This window comes from Klebsiella sp. NPDC088457 (assembly GCF_044900465.1).
GTDB lineage: Bacteria > Pseudomonadota > Gammaproteobacteria > Enterobacterales > Enterobacteriaceae > Klebsiella.
Genome location: NZ_JBJDNH010000063.1, coordinates 1 through 21,049, shown reverse-complemented (window position 1 = coordinate 21,049; position 21,049 = coordinate 1). Strand labels below are relative to the sequence as shown.

Genomic DNA, 21,049 nt, shown 5'->3' with positions numbered 1-21,049 from the left:
GGTAGTCAGCAAACAGGATCTTATTGCGGGCCCGGGCGTCAATATCTGTTCTGAATGCGTCAGCCTCTGCAACGAGATTATCGCCGACCGCCGGGCCGAGTTCCGCAAAAAGGCTATCGAGGAAATGGCGACGATGATTTGTGTGGGCGAGCAAACACTTACAGCAGACAAGGCCATCGCAATTGCCAGTGCTTTCTTCGATGCGGGTTATCGCAAGGAGGATTCCTGATGGACTGGCCTACAGCATTCAGCATCGTCGGTTGTGCTTTTGCCATAGCCTGGCTGTTCCGGAGTTAGTTCTATGAACCGTGAATTTGAGATATGGGTACGGCTGCGCTACGGCGGCCGGTATGACCTGACGCGAGACGGTCACGGCTATTACTGCCGGGAAGTGGTTAAGCGGATGTATGAGACTTGGTGCCACTGTCGTGGCCTGAAAGTGGTGTGAGGTTGAAAATGGCGACTCGATATATTGGCATTAAAGAAATGTGCAAGCTGACCGGCAAGAGTAAGCCGACTCTGTGGAGGATGTACGCGAAGAGGAAGGAATTTCCGGCACCAGAGCGAACGCCCAGCGGAATTTTTCTCGGATGGCCCGAAACGGTTTACGAAGCCTGGGTAAACAAAACGAAAACCTAATACTTGACCCGTTACCTGACCTGCTCATGTAGCGGGTTTTCTTATTTTAGTGGTTAACTTATTGATTTAAAATGGTACCCCTACAGGATTCGATATAAACGCATAACAATATGATTTTATTTAACTATGTAGGTTATCAAAATCACACATACCCCCAAATATACCCCCATATATTTTTCTATGGCCGAACATTGACTATTTATCGCGCAATATTGGGCGCCAGGTGCTTTCTGCTATACCGCTAATATTCACCCGTCCAAAACCGCATCATAATTTACACACGGAAAATTTCTCTATATACATGCAAAATGTGTTGGTTCGGTTGGTTCAGTTGCCTCAAAACGTAAAGACCATTGTTTTATTTGAATATTTTTCAAAAAATTGAACCAACACCACCTGATTTTGAACCAACATTTAACGAGGTGAACCAACATCAGCCGCGAAAATGACGTTGCATACAGGCAGGTTTCGCGTTTTGGATAGAAGTAACAAGGTACCTTTCTCCCAGTGCTATCTGAGTACTGAGCGAAAAATTTCGCTGAGTGCATTTCACCTAATATAACGACGTTTTAGCCGGGATGTGCTTGTGCTGAATCTCGGTGAGATCCATCCGGCATACTCGATAGCCAATAGTTCGTGGGCGAAAGTGCCAGGGGTTATACCACCCTTGGTGATTTTGATTACATCTTCACCAAAGGCAGAATCCTGCCTTAGCTCATCAATCAGTTCTTGGGCTTGTTTTGTGGCGAGCCAGGCTTTAGGTCTTTTAGCGTCACGGCCACCACTCGCCTTATGCAGAGCATTCAGGTTAAAGCGCCCGGCGGCCTTCGGTGGGCTTTTCCACCGTTGGTGGTAAATTATCATTGCTTACGGGCCCAGTTAAACATGACAGAAGAGACAAAGGGTTAGTGCTGGACAGTAAATGGATGATATCTGGACGATTGAATCTACATCGGCACATAACCAGGAGTAATCCAATGCATACAAAGGGTTATCACTGTTAAAAAATTCGCCCTCTAACTTACTGGTGTAAATTGATGAGATATGCGTTGAATAAAAAACAACTGGTTGAAAAAGTCTGTCTTTGCATGAGTACTATCGACAGACTGGAAAAAAATGGCGAGTTCCCTAAGCGCTGGTACATCACTGATAAGCGTTGCGCCTGGGATGGTGACGAGATCGAGCGGTGGCTCGACGAACGAAAAGCCAATAGCCCGAAAGAATTTGGTGGCGCAAAACCTGACGTCAACAAGCGGAAGTATCGACCGGTGAGTAACGCGGAATGACGGCGCTAGTGCCGCGGCGGAGTTAACAGCCATGCTTAACTACATAACCGGTGTCAGCATCTGCCTGCGTGATATACAGACGCACGCGCAGTATGTTCTGAATCAGGCGCATAGCTTCTAAGGGCGAGTCACGGCGCAGGGAAGCGCCTTTAAGTATCGGAAATGCTATCGTTTTAGTAGATGTGTTAGGCATCTAGTTACTTACGGCATTGTCCATCGAAATCAACATCGACCTTGCAAGAGGTATTCGGACGGCGTAATATTACCGTAAGGGTAAACCCCGTTTGATGAAATATCTATATTATGAGGTGATGTCATGCGTATCAGCGAAAGAGACAAAGTGCGTAAAGCGCGTGCTGCCGCAAGACGTGTTGAAAGTAAAGATGCCGCGTACACAAGGGTGACGATGGATAAGGAACATTCGGTTCGGATTTCTCGCGCTTTTTACGACGGACTTAAAGATAAGGAGAATTTCGAGTTTGTCTGCGCCTCCTGAAAAAGAGAAACCTGAACAAATCTACAAGGGTCGAGTACTTCATACAATGAAATTCTCGGCCCTTTGCCTTTCCGATGCTAAGGTAAAGGAAGTTGCCGATGCATTCAAAGAATACTGGTTCACAGGTTATCATCCTGATATTGGTAAAGATGCAGCATTTGCCAGGCCTAAAGAGATATTAGATCTCCATGTTAGGCATAGTCATGTTGATGTGGGTGACTATACTTCAGAAGAAAGCAGTACAGACATTCTGGGTAAGAAGTCATCTTGGGATATGTGGAAAAAGATCGCATCAGTAAAAGTAAAATATACCCCAACAAGCAATAGTTTTTTAGTCTATTCAGTTAATCATAACCGAGACGCCCTCGTTATGTTTTTCATAGACGCTGATGCTCATAAAGTGTCCGAACAAGAAGAGTTTAAAGAAGCGGCAATTGAGATCAGTTACAAATTTTTCGAAGGAACGAAGACTCAACCAATGCCATTAGACGAAGATTTGTTTTCAGAGAAATGGAAAAACTAAGCCCGCACCGCGGGTTTTTTTGTGGGCGTAATCCGCCGGCGCCGCTACGCCACATATCGGTGACCTACACATGGTAAGTGAAAATGAAAAAAGCATTAGCAGTGCTGTTTGGATAGTTGATGCAATGACACCACTGGTACTCTTAAGATCAGAGTTGGAGAAGCTATCGGAAAAATTGGGAAAAAACAAATTGGTGATTGGTGATATATGAGAAAAATTCTAATGATGATTGGCTTTCTTACCTGTGCGAATTTACACGCTGCTCAGGATGAGTACCAAGGGCCAGAGATTTTAACAGAAAACGGTAAAGCAGTAGGAATTGTAACATTAAATCAGGCGTTAACCGCACCAATGGCAGCATGCAAACAGTTTGCAGGCCTTATCACAGTTGAGGGCCTGAACTTTAGCAAAAGTGGTAAGACCCTGGAAAGTTTTTATTTTGTTGACTCAAAGGACAATAACTGGTCTGTTCCAACCAATTTTAGTGAGTTAAGCAAAAGTGATAATGAAATAGCAAGTAACTTTATAAAGGTTGGGAAAGAATATTTTGTTAGGCTACAGGCGTGCGGTAGTGGTGGCTTTGTTGACTTGATTGATATCTATGGAAAGGAATTAAACAAGAAATTATAAAGGCCGCCTATGCGGCCTTTGTGACATGTCACGCTATTTCATTCCCGGATCAACCTGATTAATTAATGGTGCGATCCAGAAAAGGTTGTTACCTGGAAGTACCGTACGCACGTTATGCAATACTCGATCACCAGCATCACCATTCAGCACGCCAGCAGTGACATCAGTAACAGTATCAAGCAACCCGAATGTTGGCCCCAGCGCAGAACCGATAAAGCCCCGGCTGGCATAACGGGATTGCGTACCTGTACCTAGCAGCGGCCCTAAGCCAAACATCCCGCCGGTGGCCTTCTCCGCCATGTTGTTGTATTCCATCAGCGGGCCGAGGATGCCGGAGCGGTCGATACCTTCAATAACCAGTTTTTGCGGTGACCAGTCTATCTCTTTACCATTCGCGGCCTGTTTAAGTGCGTAGGTTAACGCTCCAAGCGCAATTTGAAAGGCCGTGCCATAGTAAAACTGTGCGTTACCTTCTGATAATCCACCAATTGTGGCACGGTTATATGATGCAGTCGTGAAGGAGCGGAACTGGAAAACCGTGCGTCCGATAGGAGAACTGGCCCACAATGGCGTATCGCCTATCCCCGGGGTGATAATGATGTTATTGGTATCCTTCAAAACTGCCGACTGGAATACACCTGAAGCATAATCATCATCCCATTTATCAAAATTGCCAATATGCCAACCATCAAGCACCTCGCCATGCTTGCGGAACTGTTCGTTTATGCGCACTGCGGTGGCCGGACTGATGCCCAGTTTCGCAACCCTAGAGACTGGAGCCGCCTCCGACAGAATACTGTCAGCAGTCACCATGCCATTAATCGCTTTGTTAAAGTCGTTATACACCCCCATCAGCGTGAGCTTTCCGAACACATCAGTTACGCGATCTAGCCCAGCTTCCGCCGCGCTCGTACGCGTGGAGCTGTCAACCAGATCAGCCATCAAGCGTGACCGGGAGTCAAGAACCGCTTCAACCATAACCCCCATCTTTTTCATTTCGCTTTTGTTAGCGGCGAACGCCGGTGATCTGGATATCACGGCGCCATAGCCCTTCATGGTTTTACTGAATCCATTGACCATCACGCCACGGGCAAGATCGGGAATCGCGGATACAGTCATGCCGCCGAGTTTGGTAACGAAGTTCACGTTACGCATAGCCCGGCCAGCGCGTACAAAAAATGATGATGGGTCATCAGGCATTCCGTACGTACCGACTAAACGATCACGCATAGCAGTGATATCCCGGATATCATTCTCACGTGCTTTAGCTAATTTGGCCTGCTCCTGAGGACGCGCCCGCATCAGTTCGTCATATTCATCCTGTATGGCCTTAAGTTGGGACTCAAGGTTGCGGTTTCCAAAAACGCGGGTTAATTCGATATCCGGAGAAGCCTCCCGAATATGCCGCTGCAATACATAGTTAGCGTCACTCTCCAGATAGTCACGCATCATATTATCAGGCAGATTTAAAGTACGCTGCCGTGAGCTTCCTGGTACTTTAACGGTAAAAACGTTCGTGAAATCCTGGGGGATTTTTGCGCCAACGATTTTATTTATCGTTGCGTCTGCGGCGATCTCCGCATCTTCTCGTGACATAGCGGAAGGCCCACGCGACCACCAGTTAACTAAAAGATCACGGAATTTATCGCGTTCCTCAACAATTTTCCCCACTCTGTATACTCGAGGGAAATAACTGGTCTGCCCCAACGCTTTTAGCTCCGCATCAGGCGGTAGTAAGCCAAGATCCTGCTGAGCAACTTTCACCCTGTCGACTACCTGACGCAATGCACGCGCGGCATCCTGAACAGCAGCATTACCGTGAATGTCACCATTTCGCATGGCGTCGCCGACTTCTTCACGAAATCGGGTGTAGTTGAGATCGCCGCCATCAGATTTATATTTGGCATACGCCTGCTTATTGGTGACCACTACTGCGGCCTCCTCCCTCCTCCAGCCACGCACGCGGGTTTCAGCTGCAACAGGGGTCTCAAATCCGCGTTGGTTACCCCGCAGAGCAAAGTTATTTTCCGCCAGTTCCAGTGCCGTGATCCGAGCGTTACGCGATGGCGAAGAAATGACTCGTGATATTGGCGTCATATACCCGCCAGCCTTTAACGCCACATCCGCTGCCTTACCTCCATCAAGCGTTAGATCGTCAAGCGTCGCCTGTCTAATCTGCATCGCACCTACGCTACCGCCATCCGGCAGACTATCCATGCCACGGTTAATAGAGTTATCCGTGCCGGCATTTTCCAGCGCATCAGCCATTTCTCGCGTAGCGGCGCTCCTGATTCTTGGAGATATCAACGAACCAGCACTGGCAAAAATACCGCTGAGCATAGCACCAGCGGTGATGTGTGCGGCACTTTCCCCCAGCGTCCTTGTGTACTGCTGACTATTAAGTGCGACTTCGCTCAGTGCAGTACCGGTGGCGCCAATCACAACCTGCGAACCTATACGTGCGGCCAGAGTACCCTGTGCACCAGGGATAAACATCGATGCAATGGTAACAGGATCGATAAGACCGGCGGCAATACTAGCAAGAGTACCTTCGGCACCCGCTTCCCCCAACACTCGGCGATCTTCGTTTTCGTTGTCAATCTGACTTTTAATCCATGCGGTTTCCTCTGGCGACTGAGAATCTGCGAAAGCAGATCCCCACTGCTCATAACCATGAATTTCATTCTTATCAGAATACGGGTTATAGCCTTGTGCTGGTTCGAATTGTTTTGCCGGACGAAACATCCCAGCTAGCAAGTTATTCTGACGAAACGCAGCATCCCATACAGATGGTTGCTGTTGTTGCGGCTCTGGATTAGTACCGGCAGGCAGTGAGACGTCAAAGCCCGTTGGGGCCTGAAGTGCGTTATCCATAACACTCGGTACGTCTGATTGCGGATAGATAGGCATTATTCATTTCTCCACGAGAAATAGTTTTTAAAGCGATCCACTCGTTCATCATGTAAACGTTGGTACTGCTCATCGAGCGCGCGATGTTTTGCCTTAAACCCACGAATATCTTTACCGCGGGAGATCTCGTCTTCCTCTTGCTGTGCCCTCTCCTGTTGCATTTTTTTGTAAGGTTCCCACTCTTCTAACGACGGTTTCCAGCGCATAGGCCGGCCGAATTTATCGTAATAAGGCTGTACGCTCTCGATACCTTCTTTATCCTTCATGCGAACCATAATGGCGTAATCACCGTTGTGCGTGGTTAAAACGTCTGGGGTGATTTCCAGCTCGCCACCAATTCTGGATTCAGGGGTATTAGAAGTGATAACGGGTGCTGAACCTGAGGTGATCCCTAACTGGGTCGGATTGGTTGCGATTTCCTCACTGCGTTCGCCATACATCAGGCGCTCTTTTTCTTCTTTCCACTGTGAAGCCTGCCAGCCAGATGGCCCATAGCTATAAAGCGCTTCAGGCGCGTATTTCATAAACTGGGTGTTACCGTTCACGTCGCTAATACTCCAAGTGCGGGCGATCTGGGTATTGGTCATCTTTTTGGCAACATCAGCATTACCACCAGAATTGCGATAATTGATATCGTAAAGCGACTGGTAATCATTGCGAAAATTGACAGCATTAATATTCTGGTCGTCAGCACCAGGCCCGCCGAAGCTGTACCACGGCGACATATTACTGACGGCCGAATCCAAAGCGCTGCTGCGTTCTTTTTTATATTCTTTGGTGCTTTGCGTGGAGGTTAGCTGCGCTTTTAGGGCATCAGTCTGGTTATAGGTAACGTTCTGCGCCTGCTTCACTGCCTCATCGGACGCCATGCCCGCATCGGTCAGCTGCTTTACCGTTAGATAAAAACTCTGCATATCCTTCGGCATATCCCCCAACGACGCGGGATCCGTGTCGTATAGGGCGTTAAACAAGGTGGAGCCCTGCTTTACCACATCAGGGCTGCTGGATCGGGAAATAGCATTCAGCTGCGATGTAACCTGCGACGGAATAATGCCGGTTTGGTTAACCTGCTGCACGATAGCGTCATGCGTGGTGGCATCGTTAATGCGAAAATTAAGCGCCGATGGCGTGTTATCCGCCGCTTTCTGCATAGATTTGTTGCTCGGGTCGAGCTTTTCACCCATAACAAGGGCGTCATTAAACCTGCCAGCATCGTGCTGCGCCTGAATTTTTTCGTTGCTACTCTGTACCAGAGCACTAATTTTCCCATAGGCATGCAATTTCAGCGCATAATCCGGGTCATTAGCCTGTGGGTTCAACTTAGCAAGCTCTGCCTGCTGCTCAGCAGGAGGTGCATACTGGATGGACTGGAATACTCTGGCGTTGTTAATTGCAATATCTAACTGCTTAATTACGGCCTGCCCTTGCTCGCCATACGAAAACATAATCCTCGATACGTTAGGCATTGAGTCAGGAACTTCACCATTATATAGCTGCGTCATTGTATTATTCAGCTCTGGATCTAATGTTTTGCGTGCATTAGCCCTCTGCTGATTGATTTGCGACTCTGCCAAATTATCAATTTGATTAATTACCACAGGGTCCATTCCCGTTCTATTTTTGTTATATCGAGAAAGCCACCCTCTTGTTTCTGCTGGAAGTTGCTCGACGAAATCAGCCATTGAAATTTCGCCTTTTCGCGGGTCTCCTACTTTATCTATAAGATGATCAACATTCCCCATCCCCCAATTATAAGCCGCACCAGCCAGGGTTTCTGATTGATATTTTTTACTCAGTTGACCGGTATAATCGCGAGCAAGCTGCGCATGCTGCACGGGGTCATCAGGGTTATACTCTACGCCTCGTTTCGCCGCCAGTTCCCTCCCTGTGTCAGGCATCAACTGAAATTCTCCCTGCGCCCCTTTTGGGGAAGTTACAAGACTACCATCGGCATTACGATGTTTTCCCCCGGACTCCACGATACCGACAGCGCGCAAATCGAGTTCACCACCATCTACAGCTTTGAAATTCCCGTTAAGCCATCCTGTTGGGTTGGCGGCAGCGTAATTCTTAGCGCGCATCTCAGTCGCACCACGATCATCACTTTCAATTTGTGAAAGCATTTGCTCTCTTGACCACCCTCTTGCAGCCCCATAGCTCGAAGTTGCAATTATTCTCTGCTGTCTAGCAAAAGCTGCTGCCTGCTGATCATTCCATGATTCTGATTCTCTTTGTATCCATAATTTTCTGGTTGCATCCTGCATACCAGACTCATATTGTTGGTGCTGATCTACTTCATATCTTACTGCCTGATTTTTTAATGACAGGATTTGCATTTGTGCCTGACGCATAAAGTTGTCGCGCACATCACCATCTGGCAGAGTGGCAGCTATATCCTCAGCATGTTTAGTAGCCTTTGAAACAATCAGATCTGATTGTCCAAGCGCGGCTTTTCCTTGTTTGGTTATTAATCCATTTTGTGGGTTGTTCATTTGATCATCGCCAAATGCGGCGACTTTCAATAGTCCATCCTGAATATTTGCTACATCAGCTTTACGTTTGGCCTGAACCATCATATTAATCGATGTATCCGCGGCTTGCTGGATACCCTGTACGAGTGGGTTCTCCGGCACGCGTAAATTAGTGGTCATTACCGGGGCGGCTTGCGTCTGGCTCTGGCGCTGATACTGCGGTACGGTTGGCATGCTTTTCTCCCGAGAATGTTATGTTAGAAGTATCATGGGGCTAGTGGTATTTACTCCCACCAGGTGCTGGTGCTGATTTCCCATCGGTTTTATCTTGAGCGGTATCATGCAGGTCAGATGATTGAACGGTAGCTGGTTTTGTTGCGGCCGCGAGAAAGTCTAAAACCCCTAATGGATAACCAGGTAATGCGTACTTGGCCACAGAGACAGCCAACTCATACCGTTGAAGCAAATCGGTTAGGGCGATCTGTTCTGTTAACGATGCTTTGTCGATGATTCTCTGGACTTCCTGCAGTAACTCTTCGTCAGTGATATTCGTTTTCATCGTTACCTTTATTAACCTCAAAACGTTAAATATCTGTATGAATAACAAACAGATGGTTGATTCACCCTCACACTGAAAGTATTTAGACCTTTACCCCAAATGTTGCTGTAAGGCTTTATCTACCAGCCCCCTGGCTATTTCGTGGATAGTTGGCGCAACACCGATACCTGATTGCTGGCGCTGCTGTTCCTGAATTTTTCGAATTGCCTGAATCTGTGCCTCGCTGAGCAAGACAGGTTTGACGGACTGTTTCGACATGACCACCTCCTGATATTTATACAGCTATTTTAATTTCATTAAATGAAATGATCATTGTTTATATTGCAATTAGTGAAAGAATAAATTCGATCGTCACCAGAAAGGAAATTGATTGTTTTATAGACTTTAGACGAGTACTTAACGAAGATTGCGTAATGACCTGTCGCTGCCATGCCTTAACCTAACAAGGAAGACCCCTATGCCCTTACCCGAACGTTTTAAGCCAGCCAAACTAACCCGCAAGAAACTAAAAGAACTAGCGGACACAGCAGAAGAGATACTGTCGCAAATTGATAACGGCGCCGACGAAGATGATGAAGGGCTAAAAGCGATGATTGATGACTGGAACAGGCAGGTCGTTAATCCGTATGAATTCTCTGATTTCCGTGACTTTTCCTCATGGACCGACGCAAAGAACTTTACCCGGATGGCATTTAATCAGGAGAAATACGTTGCTGATTTAACCTGGGATGAACTAGTTCAGATAATTAGTTTCGTGTGCAATGCTGAAGGAAAGGAATCGGAACAAAGCTACGCGCTGGGATTGCTGGAGAAAAACTTTGATGCCAATCCGTCCGATCTCATCTACTGGCCTGATGAATGGTTCCAGGACAAGGACATGTTTCATGTAGATTTAACGCCAGAAGAGATGGCTGGATACCTGATGGCAAAATCTGGCCGGCTTCTGAGCGATGCGCCACAAATCGATCTGAGATACCAGTTCCCTCCCTGCGCATCATCAAGTTAACGCTAAGAGATATCACCTCTCATAGGCGAAACACGTCACGCTTGCCTATGACATAGGCAAAACACAACTCATTTGCCTATAAATAAGATATGGGCATATTAGTCATGAAATTTTTGTGAGATGCGTATGTCTATTATTACGTGGAAACCTTTGTGAGAAAAATCTAACCGCATGGTTAGTTTTTGTTTTTGGGGTTGAGCATAGATTTTGCAGCTCTCTTAGACGCTTCTTGCTTCGAAGTAAATCGCTTAAGGATATCGGGGCCAGTAAGACTTAAAACGACAGTTAACAGCTGCCATAACGTGAGGAACACCAATAATCCGTAAGATAGTCCTCTGAAAACTGTCTTGTGCTCCATTACCCAATCAAATTGCTTTAATAACGGAGCACCAATGCCGACGAGCAGTACAGCAGCGAGGATAGCTGTCGAATGAACAATAGGCGTAAAGAGGTTATGAATTCCTGCACCACCACCGCTTGAATCACCTCCACGAAAAGATTTTTTTAATCTTTCTGGATAGATAATCGCGAACCATGCCCCAACGACAGCAAAAATTATCGATGCTGTAGTTCTAAGTGCTTCAAACAAAGGCCACTGAATCGAAAAAGTTATATGCCGGCCAAAGTATCCTGCTCCTGATACAAGAGCAAGTATACAAATGAACAACATCACTTTTACTTTCATTATAAGCCTGAGCCCCTCAAAATTAGATCTTTCTTCGCCCTTAGTTCGACTAGTAAAGATTGTAAGTTGACAATTTCATCGTTCTCTCTCTCGATACGAACATCAAATTGCGTCCTAGAGAGCGAATTACTTAACCAATATGTCTTGCTTGGTTCTCCTTTAAAGACAAAACCATAATCGTTCACTTCAGATGGATCATTATCCCAATCCAAAATCATCTGATTTACATCAGCAAGACCTACATCTGGGGATAGAGTATATTTTACCTTGGTTGATACCCCGGGTCCTTGCTGGGCACCAACATGCAATTTATCCAATAATTTTTGCCATAAATCCAAATCGGGATGACGGTTAAGGTCTAACTCGATAACTCTTTCTATTTTACTGATAAAGTTCGCTTTTTGTCTTATTTCTTCGTGCTTACCTGGATTTTTTATCAAATTGGCATTGAATCTAGGGTAGTAATGCTTACGCTCTTCTTGATCATCATTTACATCTAACATATACCCAGTGACTTTAAGCTCATGTGAACCATCCTCAAGTTCAATGACTTCCGCTTTAGCATGTTCAGAAGATTGTTTTAAAAAACACTGGATATACTTTTGTAGGGTAGCCTGAGCGGTCAACTTATTGTGCAGCTTTACTGTGGCCATGAGATTTCTGTCAGCAATGAACCAAAAGTAAGTGGCAAACCCGGGGATAGTCCTTTCACGAATAGGATTCATTATCACCTCCGGATCAGCCCCATACACTGCATCCTCACTTAAAGATGGCATGCGCTGGCCATTACTTGGAACTTCGTTCCAGAGAAGTAACAGCCAATCATCGCCAACATTCTTAGAATCTACTAGATAGGCAGGGTACCGTTCTTCATCAGCTTCAAATGTTTTTGTTTCTTTTAGTATTTTTTGCCCGGCCCAGTTATTTAAATCGATAAGCGTTTCACCTAGAGAACCAAACTCTGGAGCGGCTGCTCCTGCACGATAGAAACCTGCGTTTCTAACTTGGTAAAAGGTGAACGTGGCTTTCTCTGAAATCATAAATCTCAACCTTTAGTAATCGGAAAAGACTTAATTTATAACTAAAAAAGTATTATCTGTTAGCTGTGATTATAAACAGTAACAACTGTATAAAAACACAGTATCAAATTAAATGCAAGACCTTCCCCCTTCACCACCATCGCAGCAAGTTGGACCGCCTTCAGGATTTACTCCCTCATGAATTCCGATGTCAAAAATCATCGTCATACGGCGGAGTCTGGTCGTATCCTTCATACCCGGTCGCGGGCGGTTGCTGCTCATGGGCCCGACGTAGGGCATCAGTAGCCTGTCCTTGTTGACCTGCTTTACCTCCTGGGTGTACCGTTCTGGCACTTAGTACACTGTCCGCAATGACCTGATACCCCTGCTGGGTGCCGCCGTCCTGCGCCGTCCACTGGTTTAGCTGCAGGTTACCCGCCACGCAGACAAGGTCGCCTTTCCGGTGTTTGGCCAGCGCGTCAGCCTGCTTACCAAAGGCAATGACACCCAGCCAGAAGGTAGCCTCTCCGATATCTACCGCATTACAGGGCAGCGCTACAGCCAGGCGGGCCATAGCCATGCTCGTACCTTTCCCCGTTGTTCTGGTATGCGGGTCGGCCACCAGCCGGCCGTATGCTGAAATTTGAGCTGTCATAGCTGAAATCCTCCATTCCGATGCTCTGTATCTGATTCAGTGTTGGTTCAAAATGGTAGTTTGTTGCCTCAATGTTGGTTCATTTTTTAAACATGAAACCTTATTAAACAGATATATATAACTACTGAGGCAGCTGAACCAACTGAACCAACACCTAAACTACACACATGAAAGAATGCTTTTACTCTGGCTGGTCGTCGTCCGGCAGATATTGCAGGACATAAACCCGAATCTGTCGCCCATCAATGCGCGGTGACTTTCTCTGGAAACCGCGGCCTGAAGTCGGTGGCGTCAGCATTCCTGCTTTCTTCAGTACCTCCGCAAACTGGCGGGAGTTAAAGCCGCGGGCGATCTCTCCTTCGAAGGCTGCCGGGAAGGTGTAGAACACCATCGGGTCGGCATCATGGCCGCCTTTCTGCCGGTATCCCGCCATGTTGGAGATGGGCAGACTGGTTGGGTCATACGGGAACGGTGCAAAGCGGCTCATGCCGTAGGCGTTCAGGAATGCCTCGGTCTGCTCTATTATCTGCTGATGTTCTTTATTGCCGGTACCAAACTCGCGCAGCCAGGCGTTATAGCTGTACTGAATGGCATCCCTACACGTCTGCTCATCCCAGCCGGTGATCACCTTACCTAACAGCAGTGCGGCTTCCAGAATCGCGAACCGGGCGCCGACGCGGTGAACCTGTTCCCCGTAATCAGACGGGATAAGGCTACGCCAGCGTTCTTCAGCTGCTCTGACTGAGCTCACCGCTTCAGGCTGGTGGTCAGCCAGCCACTTCACCCACTCACGCCCGGCCACTCCGTGGTGATGCTGGTACGCATCTTTGAGGGCATCGGCATGGTGTTTACCATTGACATGCTCATGGAAGCGCACGGCCCGGCGCATCGGAATGTTCAGCAGGCGAACCAACTGACCCGCCTTAGCCTTACGGCCGGCACTGGCAATGAAAGTCTCCAGATCCATTTCACCGGTGCTTATAGCTATCGTGCGCCAACGTTTCAGATCGCGGTTACCGCCTTCCTTCGCTCCCTGCAGCTTGCCCGTACCGTTGAACAACGCGTAAGCCGATTTATAGACCTCCACCGGGTCAGCCCCCTGGCCGATCTCGTCAAGGGGCATCAGTGCGTCGTTATGTGCGGCAGCTTCGTTCGCCAACCCCAGGGCAGTACCGTACCAGGTGAGGCGCAGCACATCCGGATTACCATAGAGACTGGAAGCTACATTAGCTGTGGTGGTCTTACCCGCGCTCGACTGTTCGTAGAGATGGATCCCGAATCCGTCAGCACCGGCAAGGCCAATCAGCGGGGCGGCCAGTGCTGCGGCCACGCCAGTCATCATCGAGTAATTGCCAAAGGCCAGCCGGCCTACGCTCTCCCGCCAGCTCTGCACGGTGCCGCTGGTGGTATAACCGGATGCTGCGGAGCTCCGCCCGTTAAACAGCACCGGCTGCTCAGGCATACCGATGATCTCGCCATCCGGCATGATGTAGGCGCCACACTGCCAGCCTGTAGCATGCGCAATGCGCCATACCTCTCCATTGGCACAGCTCTGCAGCCAGTCGGCCAGCGTTGCGCGTAAACCACTTTTGGTTGTGACGTTCACCCCACCGGCTTTGAGCGTTCGCCAACCTTCGCGCTCACCAATGTCAGCAAGGGGTATCGCCTGGACGGTTTCACTCTTCGCACCAAATGCCTGCCAGCGCAGGATCAAATACCGGGTTTTACTATCATCAATACCAATACCGACAACCTCCAGAGCAGAACACAACCAGCTTTCACGGCTGATTATTTCCCCGGTATCTTTGTCTGATTTGGGTTCAACCCAGTACACGCCATCAATACGGCTTTGGATATGAGGTCGCAGGGATTCAGGTTTTGATACGCACTTCTTCCCTCCGTTGATCACTTGCAGTTTCGCGGACACTTCAGGCTCCTGCGGTTGATACATAGAATCGTTGAATACTGCCCTGGCAGCTTCCAGCCCGTTTTGCTGGTGGTAGTCGTTCCAGTCGGCCTTTTCCTCGGATTGAGGTAAAGCCACCCAGCCACAGACTTCTTTTGCGGCTTTCTCCGCAGCGTTTTTGCCTGTATTTAGCTCTCCGGGTTTAATGTCGTTGTCGGCAGCAATGATGATCCGCGCACCCGGGTAGCGCTGATGCATGACCTGAGCTACGGGATGCAGGTTGCCAGCGTCTATGGCGCATACCGTAAGTGCTTCCGGGCGCATCAAATGAACTGACAGGGCGGTAGCCAGTCCCTCGGTCAAAATAACGGTCTCGGGGGAATCAACTGGCTGGATAACATAGAACGCCCCGCGCTTTGCTGATCCGGCCACCAGCCGCTTTTCGCCCGCGTTGGTAATGGTCTGGGCCGCCACGACGTCGCCGGAATCGTCCACCAGCGCCAGCAAAAGTGATCCATCGGGCAGAATGGAGAAGGTGAAGCCGCCCAGCCCTTTAGCTATAAGGTATGCACTCTCGCCCGGGGCGGCCTGCTGGCGCAATTCGGTATACCGATGGGCAAACGTCAGGCGCCGCTGCTTTGTCTCCTCAGCGGCCTGCTGTTGGCGCTCCTGCTCCAGTTGTGTACGCTCGGCTTCCAACTGCTCCCGCCTCTGGCTGGCGGTGGCTTCGTCCTGTACTGCTGACCGATAATCAATACCCAGCACATCAGCCGCCAGTCGTGCGGCCTCCGTGGTGTCGCATTTGTTCACCTTTCGGATTAGGTCAAGGCCGTCACCCGCTCCACACTGGTTGCAGATAAAGCTGCCGCGGCCGCCATCATCGAAACGAAAGCGATCCGAGCCGCCGCAGGCCGGGCACGGACCGTGCCGGCGCGGTGAATCCGGCACATCGATATGCAGCCCAGCCAGCACTGTAGGCCAGCGATCAGTTGCAGCATGAGTAACTTCTCGGATGAGGTCGATATTTTTCATTCGCAATCACCATCTTCCAGACGTGCGTTGTGCTCTAGCTTTTTCAACAACTGAGTACCAATAAGTTCCGCGGCATCTACAAGATAGCTTTTGGTGTGTGGATCACTGACATCGTTAATTGTTCGCAGAATTGCCAATATGCATTCTGTCTCGTAGGTCAGTTCATCGAGCGGATAGGGATTCTCAGTGATGACTGTGGGAAAGGAGTTATTACGCATGATCCACCTCCGTCAGGCGGATGCGGCCGGCGAAAAAGCAAACGTGATCACGCACTAAATTGCATCGGGCTTCGCGTTCAGATGCCGCGGTGACGTGATAGATTTTTACAGTGACGGATTGGCTATCGCGGCGAATAGCAGCGATGATCCAGATAAATTGTGGATTTTGGGTAGGGGTAGTAGCCATGATGGCAGCCTCCTGTAACTGGGTCTGAAACCCACCACCGGAAACGCCAATTTCGCTGGTGGTGGACTGAACAGGGTTGGCGTAACCGGCGTTACAGGAAACCGGCGCGGATTTCTCCGCCCCCATCCAGCCCACCATTATTTTGTGAGCGGCGCGGATTATACCCGCAACGCAGAAAAAAGGGTGTACTGAATTAACGACACAAAAAAAGACGCATGGCGCGTCATAGGTCGCCTGTAAACTCTCCGGAACGCCAATCCCGGCACCAGATTTTGCTGGTGCGCTATAACCATAGACCGGGAGGCTCTCAAGTCGCAAGCCCTTTTTGTTACGGTGCGGCAATTTATAGCTGGCCGTGTGATGGGCCCCACATCCACCGCCGGCGCCGGACACGCTATCTTCCAGATAGTCAGTTTCCGAACGCTTACCCGCGGGCGTAATTGTCTCGAAACTCCGCCAGGCGTTTTGTACGCCACTATCAGTGGCCCGCAAGGTGACAGGTTTCAACAGGTTCCCGCGGCGGCGCACCCGCAAAGTACTAGCATTTGCTAACAGGCCAACCATAGAGAGGCTTTTACCCTGGACGGCGGTAATCATTGTTTCACCTCCGCGAACTCCTTCATGAAGCGATCAATGGGCTGCACGCACGGAAACTGGTAGCCATCGCGATAGAACGTCACGCGGTTGTGCGCTACAGAGACGACGCTCACCGTCTGGCCCTGCGCGTCGCGATATGCGTGATTTGGCAGCGGTGTGCTGGTGGGCTTAGCCATTAATGAACCTCCAGCAGGTCAGGTTGATACTTACGCCATAGTTCAATCTCTTCAGCGGCCAAGCGGGCTTTCTCACCTTTGCACGATTGAAGATCTTTACCGAGCTTACTGGCCTTCTTCGTGTACTGTACTTTGCGACGGGTATGGTCATTCAGGAACGCGAACGGCACGCCGTAGGAGCCTGTTTTACGGATAGATGGGATCACCTGACGGAATACCCAATTAGTGAAACTGTGAGCGAACGTGCCCTGCGTGGTGGCCTTGCGACTGCGTGCGATCAGTTTGTAGAAACCTGACTCAGCGGCCATATTCCAACTACGTGCTCCGCCACGCTTACCTGAATGCCCCTCATTTAAAGTTAGGGTCATCACCTCATCGCCATCCAAAGAATTAACAGCACTGGTTGGGTTACTAATTTCGAGGGCCTGGCAAACGTCAGAAACGACAAACCACGGTTCACCGTCGACATTCACAATGCGTACGGAATGCCCCTCGAATTTAATGACCGAAATATCACCCACTTCGGCTTTGAATATATTTTTCTGGCTAGCTACAGGCTGAGAGGTGCCCTCAGAATTGAATCTGAATTTTTCCGCTTTCATTTATCCTCGATCCGCTATACAGTAGAGAATTAAATATTCACATTATCTTTCTGCAGCACCACCAGCTCCACAGAAAAAATCAATGTCACTCTTTAATCATTCGGACAAATCACCGCGTGACTCAGCAATACGTTGATTAATCCAATCATCTATTTCACTTTCGATAAAAGCAATTGAGCGCGAACCAATTTTTATTGCAGAAGGAAATCGTTTCTGCCCCATAAGGCGATATAACCACGCTTTACTATATCCAGTTCTTCGTTGTACTTCAGAAAATCTTATCAATGACTGAGTCATATTTACCTCGTAACGTCTATTGCGGTTCACGAGGTAAATCATTGCACAAAAAAGACGATGTTTTTATATCCTTAGGGTTAAGGGTATTTAGGTACATTTTACCCTGAGGGAAAAGAGCACAGGATGGACCTTACCCTTAGGGTTAAGGTAGATGACTGATTTAATGAGTTATTCTACCCTATGGGTTAGGGTAGATTGATATGTGAGATATGTATCAAGGACTGGCATCTATGATACTGATACATCATGACTCATGGTGGTACTAAAACGCTCTAAGAAGCCTTTCTAACAATTGGGCATGCAACTCTTTCAATAGCACTAGCAAGTGCATGTGACATTCCATATTGCTCTTTCAGTTTCTCGATTACATAATCTGCAGATGGCGTCGTGACTCGAGAATTATTCTCATCAAATGACTCCCACTCAACATTTCTTATGTTGATAGCAATTAATAATGGATCATCATCTCTAAACACACCAAGATACTTGGGCTTATCATTTCTTAGTTCATCAACTTCGCTTTTTAATTTTTTATTTTCATCTGATAATACTTTAATTCTCCTTTCAAATTCCTGCACACTGCCTTCTGCTTCATCGTCATTATTAAGTTGTTCATTAAACCTGAATGAAATCCCGGCAGTGGTAAGTAAACGAATCAATTCATTCTTACGAAAGAAGAAATCTTTACGCGAACCATTTTCATACCCTTCGTTATTATAAATAGAAAAATATCCACCTTGCCCTTCATTATCTATACCTGATATCCAGTTTGATGATATCAAGTACTCTAATGTCTCGAGGCTTTCGGCTGCAATCTCATCAGACTCAGACACTCCTTTAATTCTATCGTAAGAACAACTTACCAAGCTATTAGAAATATCATCACTTACAAGATTAAAATTCCTATAAATAAACTGAACAACATCATGAAAATTTAAAAAATCATTGTCTTCTAATATGAAGGAAACTGTATCCGAGAAAGAAATAACACTATTTTTCTCTGCCAATAACTGCGCGACAGACACGACCATAACGCCACCTCACGCCCCCTGATTTTGGCGGCTATGCCAGCCCGCAGAGGTGTACGGGTTTTCGGGGATCAACCTAGGCATAGCCTATTCTTTGTTCGTCTACCTAAGTCTACTATCGTATGCATATACTGTCTATGCATCCAGTCAGGCGCGTTTTCCGAACGAGCCATGAACCACATTTTCACCGTTCTCAAGCGCCGCCATATAGTCGGCATACCACTGGAGCATTTCCCGCCGGCCGTCCAGATACTGAGCGTGGTTGTATGTCCCGCGGATTGAGTTCTTATCGACGTGGGCCAACTGCGTTTCAATCCAGGCGGTGTTATATCCCTGTTCGTGGAGTATGGTACTCATGGTGTGCCTGAAGCCGTGACCGGTCGCTTTACCATCATAGCCAATACGCTTAATCACCTGGTTAATACTGGCCTCGCTCATTGACTTGCCGGCATCATTCCGCCCGGGGAAAACATACTTCCCTCGCCCGGTAAGCTGGTGGATTTCTTCCAGCAAGTTGCGAACCTGAATCGAGAGGGGCACAAGATGTGGGCGCCGCATCTTCATTCGCTCAGCGGGAATGTTCCAGACGCCTTTGTCAAAGTCGATATCAACCCATTCAGAAGCACGGAGCTCAATTGTCCTGAGCCCCGTCAGCATTAACAGTCGGGTGGCGTTGCGGGTGATTGTGCTGCCGCTGTATTCACTTAGCGTACGGAGAAAATCCGGGATCTGGTCGGCTAAAAGATGTGGGTAGTGCTGTTGCTTGGGCGGCTTAAGCGCGCCAGCCAGATCTGATACAGGGTTGTACTCAGCTCTACCGGTAATAATGGCATAGGTAAATATCTGCCTGCAGGCCTGACGGGTTTTCTTGAGTTTATCCAGAACGCCACGTTGTTCCATCTTTCGCAAGACGTTAAGCATTTCAACCTGGCTGATATCCGTAATCGCCTTTTGCCCGATGAAGGGGAAGATGTCTTTCTTCAGATACATCAGGAGATGCTCGGCATAGCCTTCTGACCACGATGTGCTTTTATGGGAATGCCATTCCATCGCCAGGCGCTCAAAGCTGTTTGCCACAGCCTGCTCTTTCGCTTGTTTCTCTTCCTGCTTCTCCTGTCCCGGATCACCACCAGCAGCAAGAACCTTTTTTGCATCCGCGCGCTTCTGTCTGGCTTCCGCCAGAGTGATATCAGGATATACCCCCAACGCCAGCAACTTCTCTTTACCAGCGATGCGGTACTTCAGGCGCCAGTATCGCGAGCCATTGGGGTTCACCAACAGGTAAAGACCACCGCCATCAGACAGCTTATAGGGTTTGTCCTTGGGCCTGGATGTGTCGACCTGGCGGGCTGTGAGCTTCATTTTGGGGGTATCTCATTTCATTGAACAGGAATCTACCCCCAAATGTACCCCCACATGAATGTGGATTTCAATAGACCATAGTAGACGTTGAGATAATGAGATATTGGCGAATGCCGCGTGTATGCTGGCTTTTGTAGACTTCAGGAGACGTTAAGAGAAGTGAGAATGGTACGCCCTACAGGGTTCGAACCTGTGACCTACGGCTTAGAAGTTCCTAGAACTATACGCTAATTCATATACTTACCGCGTCATTACTGCGCTCACACGTCCCATGATGCGAAAAGTTAGAAAGAGATGAAAACGGTTAAGAAACTATGATTGTCCCAGATCTGTCTCACCTCTTGTCGATCACATTACTGGACGGCCGTCATCTTCCTGAGTGGCCCGGTTGATGATGTGCGTCACCACCCCACATACCTCTACGTCGTCGAGCGCCTCTCCCTCGATCGCCTCCCCGTCAGCCGTAATGAACGCCCTTCCCATCAGTTTCGCAAACTCCATCCGTCCATCGTATAGAATCAGCACAGTGTCGCCCTGCCTAGGCCGTCGCGACACATCAATGACCGCATAACCCCCTGACGTTTCGACGATGAGTTTGTTCGCGTCTATGTCGCAGATAGTGTTCATTGAGACTCGTGATTCTGCGAAATCATTGGCAGGAGACGGAAATCCCATTATAAGACCCTCCCCATGTTGCGGAGCATCCACAATCTGTTTTCTGACTCGTCCGTGGTTTTGTCGACAAAATACGTCTGGTTGCGCTCT

At 48.3% G+C, this 21,049-nt stretch carries 24 protein-coding genes; 7 read left to right on the top strand and 17 right to left on the bottom strand.

Features of this window, described 5'->3' with window-relative positions; all coding sequences use genetic code 11:
- Positions 1 to 229, top strand: a 229-nt coding sequence (locus tag ACI2JR_RS25830; protein ID WP_462479824.1) for a ClpX C4-type zinc finger protein, incomplete at its 5' end; no start/stop codon positions are given.
- Between the two features lie 72 nt (positions 230 to 301).
- Positions 302 to 448, top strand: a complete 147-nt coding sequence (locus tag ACI2JR_RS25825) for a hypothetical protein (RefSeq protein ID WP_032419897.1) — start codon at positions 302 to 304, stop codon at positions 446 to 448.
- Positions 449 to 1,188: 740 nt separating this feature from the next.
- Here the strand turns inward: ACI2JR_RS25825 and ACI2JR_RS25820 are convergent.
- On the bottom strand, positions 1,189 to 1,503 hold the full coding sequence (locus ACI2JR_RS25820) for a KilA-N domain-containing protein (protein WP_462479823.1): 315 nt from the start codon (positions 1,501 to 1,503) through the stop codon (positions 1,189 to 1,191).
- Between the two features lie 173 nt (positions 1,504 to 1,676).
- Here ACI2JR_RS25820 and ACI2JR_RS25815 point away from each other — a divergent pair, with 173 nt between their 5' ends.
- The 4 genes from ACI2JR_RS25815 to ACI2JR_RS25800 all read left to right on the top strand — a co-directional run bounded on the left by ACI2JR_RS25815 (position 1,677) and on the right by ACI2JR_RS25800 (position 3,574).
- Complete coding sequence (locus ACI2JR_RS25815) at positions 1,677 to 1,925, top strand: helix-turn-helix transcriptional regulator (RefSeq protein ID WP_462479822.1); 249 nt, start codon at positions 1,677 to 1,679, stop codon at positions 1,923 to 1,925.
- A 316-nt stretch (positions 1,926 to 2,241) separates the two neighbouring features.
- Positions 2,242 to 2,421: a hypothetical protein gene (locus ACI2JR_RS25810; protein ID WP_462479821.1), complete on the top strand. Its 180-nt coding sequence runs from the start codon at positions 2,242 to 2,244 to the stop codon at positions 2,419 to 2,421.
- Entirely contained in the window at positions 2,405 to 2,944 is a 540-nt protein-coding gene (locus ACI2JR_RS25805) for a type II toxin-antitoxin system YafO family toxin (RefSeq protein ID WP_040224713.1), read from the top strand. Before ACI2JR_RS25810 ends, ACI2JR_RS25805 begins: the two co-directional genes overlap by 17 nt.
- A 222-nt stretch (positions 2,945 to 3,166) precedes the next feature.
- Entirely contained in the window at positions 3,167 to 3,574 is a 408-nt protein-coding gene (locus ACI2JR_RS25800) for a hypothetical protein (RefSeq protein ID WP_462479820.1), read from the top strand.
- 33 nt (positions 3,575 to 3,607) lie between these two features.
- Here ACI2JR_RS25800 and ACI2JR_RS25795 read toward each other — a convergent pair whose 3' ends face one another.
- The 4 genes from ACI2JR_RS25795 to ACI2JR_RS25780 form a co-directional block, all read right to left on the bottom strand.
- Positions 3,608 to 6,484, bottom strand: coding sequence for a hypothetical protein (locus ACI2JR_RS25795; protein WP_462479819.1), 2,877 nt, complete (start codon positions 6,482 to 6,484; stop codon positions 3,608 to 3,610).
- Positions 6,484 to 9,189 (bottom strand): transglycosylase SLT domain-containing protein, encoded by a 2,706-nt coding sequence (locus tag ACI2JR_RS25790; protein WP_462479818.1) that lies wholly within the window; start codon positions 9,187 to 9,189, stop codon positions 6,484 to 6,486. The genes ACI2JR_RS25795 and ACI2JR_RS25790 overlap by 1 nt, the downstream gene beginning before the upstream one ends.
- A 40-nt stretch (positions 9,190 to 9,229) precedes the next feature.
- The gene (locus tag ACI2JR_RS25785; RefSeq protein WP_462479817.1) at positions 9,230 to 9,514 is read right to left on the bottom strand and encodes a hypothetical protein; all 285 of its coding nucleotides are present in this window, start codon (positions 9,512 to 9,514) and stop codon (positions 9,230 to 9,232) included.
- 90 nt (positions 9,515 to 9,604) lie between these two features.
- Positions 9,605 to 9,772 (bottom strand): hypothetical protein, encoded by a 168-nt coding sequence (locus ACI2JR_RS25780; protein ID WP_003838307.1) that lies wholly within the window; start codon positions 9,770 to 9,772, stop codon positions 9,605 to 9,607.
- Positions 9,773 to 9,971: 199 nt separating this feature from the next.
- Here ACI2JR_RS25780 and ACI2JR_RS25775 point away from each other — a divergent pair, with 199 nt between their 5' ends.
- Positions 9,972 to 10,520 (top strand): hypothetical protein, encoded by a 549-nt coding sequence (locus ACI2JR_RS25775; RefSeq protein WP_462479816.1) that lies wholly within the window; start codon positions 9,972 to 9,974, stop codon positions 10,518 to 10,520.
- Positions 10,521 to 10,695: 175 nt separating this feature from the next.
- Here ACI2JR_RS25775 and ACI2JR_RS25770 read toward each other — a convergent pair whose 3' ends face one another.
- The 12 genes from ACI2JR_RS25770 to ACI2JR_RS25715 form a co-directional block, all read right to left on the bottom strand.
- Positions 10,696 to 11,205, bottom strand: a complete 510-nt coding sequence (locus ACI2JR_RS25770; protein WP_134936188.1) for a hypothetical protein — start codon at positions 11,203 to 11,205, stop codon at positions 10,696 to 10,698.
- Entirely contained in the window at positions 11,205 to 12,245 is a 1,041-nt protein-coding gene (locus ACI2JR_RS25765) for a hypothetical protein (RefSeq protein ID WP_462479815.1), read from the bottom strand. Before ACI2JR_RS25765 ends, ACI2JR_RS25770 begins: the two co-directional genes overlap by 1 nt.
- 190 nt (positions 12,246 to 12,435) lie before the next feature.
- A complete protein-coding gene (locus ACI2JR_RS25760; RefSeq protein WP_462479814.1) occupies positions 12,436 to 12,879 on the bottom strand; it encodes a single-stranded DNA-binding protein in 444 nt (147 codons plus the stop codon).
- A 181-nt stretch (positions 12,880 to 13,060) separates the two neighbouring features.
- A complete protein-coding gene (locus ACI2JR_RS25755) occupies positions 13,061 to 15,817 on the bottom strand; it encodes a DUF927 domain-containing protein (protein WP_462479813.1) in 2,757 nt (918 codons plus the stop codon).
- Positions 15,814 to 16,035 (bottom strand): hypothetical protein, encoded by a 222-nt coding sequence (locus tag ACI2JR_RS25750; RefSeq protein ID WP_462479812.1) that lies wholly within the window; start codon positions 16,033 to 16,035, stop codon positions 15,814 to 15,816. The genes ACI2JR_RS25755 and ACI2JR_RS25750 overlap by 4 nt, the downstream gene beginning before the upstream one ends.
- Positions 16,028 to 16,819: a host cell division inhibitor Icd-like protein gene (locus tag ACI2JR_RS25745; RefSeq protein WP_462479811.1), complete on the bottom strand. Its 792-nt coding sequence runs from the start codon at positions 16,817 to 16,819 to the stop codon at positions 16,028 to 16,030. The genes ACI2JR_RS25750 and ACI2JR_RS25745 overlap by 8 nt, the downstream gene beginning before the upstream one ends.
- Positions 16,816 to 16,995 (bottom strand): DUF4222 domain-containing protein, encoded by a 180-nt coding sequence (locus tag ACI2JR_RS25740; protein WP_462479810.1) that lies wholly within the window; start codon positions 16,993 to 16,995, stop codon positions 16,816 to 16,818. The genes ACI2JR_RS25745 and ACI2JR_RS25740 overlap by 4 nt, the downstream gene beginning before the upstream one ends.
- A complete protein-coding gene (locus tag ACI2JR_RS25735) occupies positions 16,995 to 17,597 on the bottom strand; it encodes a Bro-N domain-containing protein (protein ID WP_462479809.1) in 603 nt (200 codons plus the stop codon). Before ACI2JR_RS25735 ends, ACI2JR_RS25740 begins: the two co-directional genes overlap by 1 nt.
- 96 nt (positions 17,598 to 17,693) lie before the next feature.
- A complete protein-coding gene (locus ACI2JR_RS25730) occupies positions 17,694 to 17,894 on the bottom strand; it encodes a helix-turn-helix transcriptional regulator (RefSeq protein ID WP_071846174.1) in 201 nt (66 codons plus the stop codon).
- 272 nt (positions 17,895 to 18,166) lie between these two features.
- A complete protein-coding gene (locus tag ACI2JR_RS25725) occupies positions 18,167 to 18,925 on the bottom strand; it encodes a hypothetical protein (protein ID WP_462479808.1) in 759 nt (252 codons plus the stop codon).
- A 144-nt stretch (positions 18,926 to 19,069) separates the two neighbouring features.
- On the bottom strand, positions 19,070 to 20,284 hold the full coding sequence (locus tag ACI2JR_RS25720; RefSeq protein ID WP_462479807.1) for a tyrosine-type recombinase/integrase: 1,215 nt from the start codon (positions 20,282 to 20,284) through the stop codon (positions 19,070 to 19,072).
- A 348-nt stretch (positions 20,285 to 20,632) separates the two neighbouring features.
- Positions 20,633 to 20,959 carry a hypothetical protein gene (locus tag ACI2JR_RS25715; protein ID WP_462479806.1) on the bottom strand — a complete coding sequence of 109 codons (327 nt, stop codon included), beginning with the start codon at positions 20,957 to 20,959 and terminating at the stop codon, positions 20,633 to 20,635.
- Positions 20,960 to 21,049 lie beyond the last annotated feature (90 nt).

Excerpts from the sequence above, each read along its gene's own strand:
- ACI2JR_RS25780 (WP_003838307.1), bottom strand. The coding sequence starts at position 9,772 with ATGTCGAAACAGTCCGTCAAACCTGTCTTGCTCAGCGAGGCACAGATT.
- ACI2JR_RS25785 (WP_462479817.1), bottom strand. The coding sequence starts at position 9,514 with ATGAAAACGAATATCACTGACGAAGAGTTACTGCAGGAAGTCCAGAGA.
- ACI2JR_RS25745 (WP_462479811.1), bottom strand. The coding sequence starts at position 16,819 with ATGATTACCGCCGTCCAGGGTAAAAGCCTCTCTATGGTTGGCCTGTTA.
- ACI2JR_RS25735 (WP_462479809.1), bottom strand. The coding sequence starts at position 17,597 with ATGAAAGCGGAAAAATTCAGATTCAATTCTGAGGGCACCTCTCAGCCT.
- ACI2JR_RS25730 (WP_071846174.1), bottom strand. The coding sequence starts at position 17,894 with ATGACTCAGTCATTGATAAGATTTTCTGAAGTACAACGAAGAACTGGA.
- ACI2JR_RS25815 (WP_462479822.1), top strand. The coding sequence starts at position 1,677 with ATGAGATATGCGTTGAATAAAAAACAACTGGTTGAAAAAGTCTGTCTT.
- ACI2JR_RS25765 (WP_462479815.1), bottom strand. The coding sequence starts at position 12,245 with ATGATTTCAGAGAAAGCCACGTTCACCTTTTACCAAGTTAGAAACGCA.
- ACI2JR_RS25720 (WP_462479807.1), bottom strand. The coding sequence starts at position 20,284 with ATGAAGCTCACAGCCCGCCAGGTCGACACATCCAGGCCCAAGGACAAA.
- ACI2JR_RS25740 (WP_462479810.1), bottom strand. The coding sequence starts at position 16,995 with ATGGCTAAGCCCACCAGCACACCGCTGCCAAATCACGCATATCGCGAC.
- ACI2JR_RS25795 (WP_462479819.1), bottom strand. The coding sequence starts at position 6,484 with ATGCCTATCTATCCGCAATCAGACGTACCGAGTGTTATGGATAACGCA.
- ACI2JR_RS25800 (WP_462479820.1), top strand. The coding sequence starts at position 3,167 with ATGATGATTGGCTTTCTTACCTGTGCGAATTTACACGCTGCTCAGGAT.
- ACI2JR_RS25755 (WP_462479813.1), bottom strand. The coding sequence starts at position 15,817 with ATGAAAAATATCGACCTCATCCGAGAAGTTACTCATGCTGCAACTGAT.
- ACI2JR_RS25820 (WP_462479823.1), bottom strand. The coding sequence starts at position 1,503 with ATGATAATTTACCACCAACGGTGGAAAAGCCCACCGAAGGCCGCCGGG.
- ACI2JR_RS25790 (WP_462479818.1), bottom strand. The coding sequence starts at position 9,189 with ATGCCAACCGTACCGCAGTATCAGCGCCAGAGCCAGACGCAAGCCGCC.
- ACI2JR_RS25760 (WP_462479814.1), bottom strand. The coding sequence starts at position 12,879 with ATGACAGCTCAAATTTCAGCATACGGCCGGCTGGTGGCCGACCCGCAT.
- ACI2JR_RS25725 (WP_462479808.1), bottom strand. The coding sequence starts at position 18,925 with ATGGTCGTGTCTGTCGCGCAGTTATTGGCAGAGAAAAATAGTGTTATT.
- ACI2JR_RS25770 (WP_134936188.1), bottom strand. The coding sequence starts at position 11,205 with ATGAAAGTAAAAGTGATGTTGTTCATTTGTATACTTGCTCTTGTATCA.
- ACI2JR_RS25750 (WP_462479812.1), bottom strand. The coding sequence starts at position 16,035 with ATGCGTAATAACTCCTTTCCCACAGTCATCACTGAGAATCCCTATCCG.
- ACI2JR_RS25715 (WP_462479806.1), bottom strand. The coding sequence starts at position 20,959 with ATGGGATTTCCGTCTCCTGCCAATGATTTCGCAGAATCACGAGTCTCA.
- ACI2JR_RS25810 (WP_462479821.1), top strand. The coding sequence starts at position 2,242 with ATGCGTATCAGCGAAAGAGACAAAGTGCGTAAAGCGCGTGCTGCCGCA.
- ACI2JR_RS25825 (WP_032419897.1), top strand. The coding sequence starts at position 302 with ATGAACCGTGAATTTGAGATATGGGTACGGCTGCGCTACGGCGGCCGG.
- ACI2JR_RS25775 (WP_462479816.1), top strand. The coding sequence starts at position 9,972 with ATGCCCTTACCCGAACGTTTTAAGCCAGCCAAACTAACCCGCAAGAAA.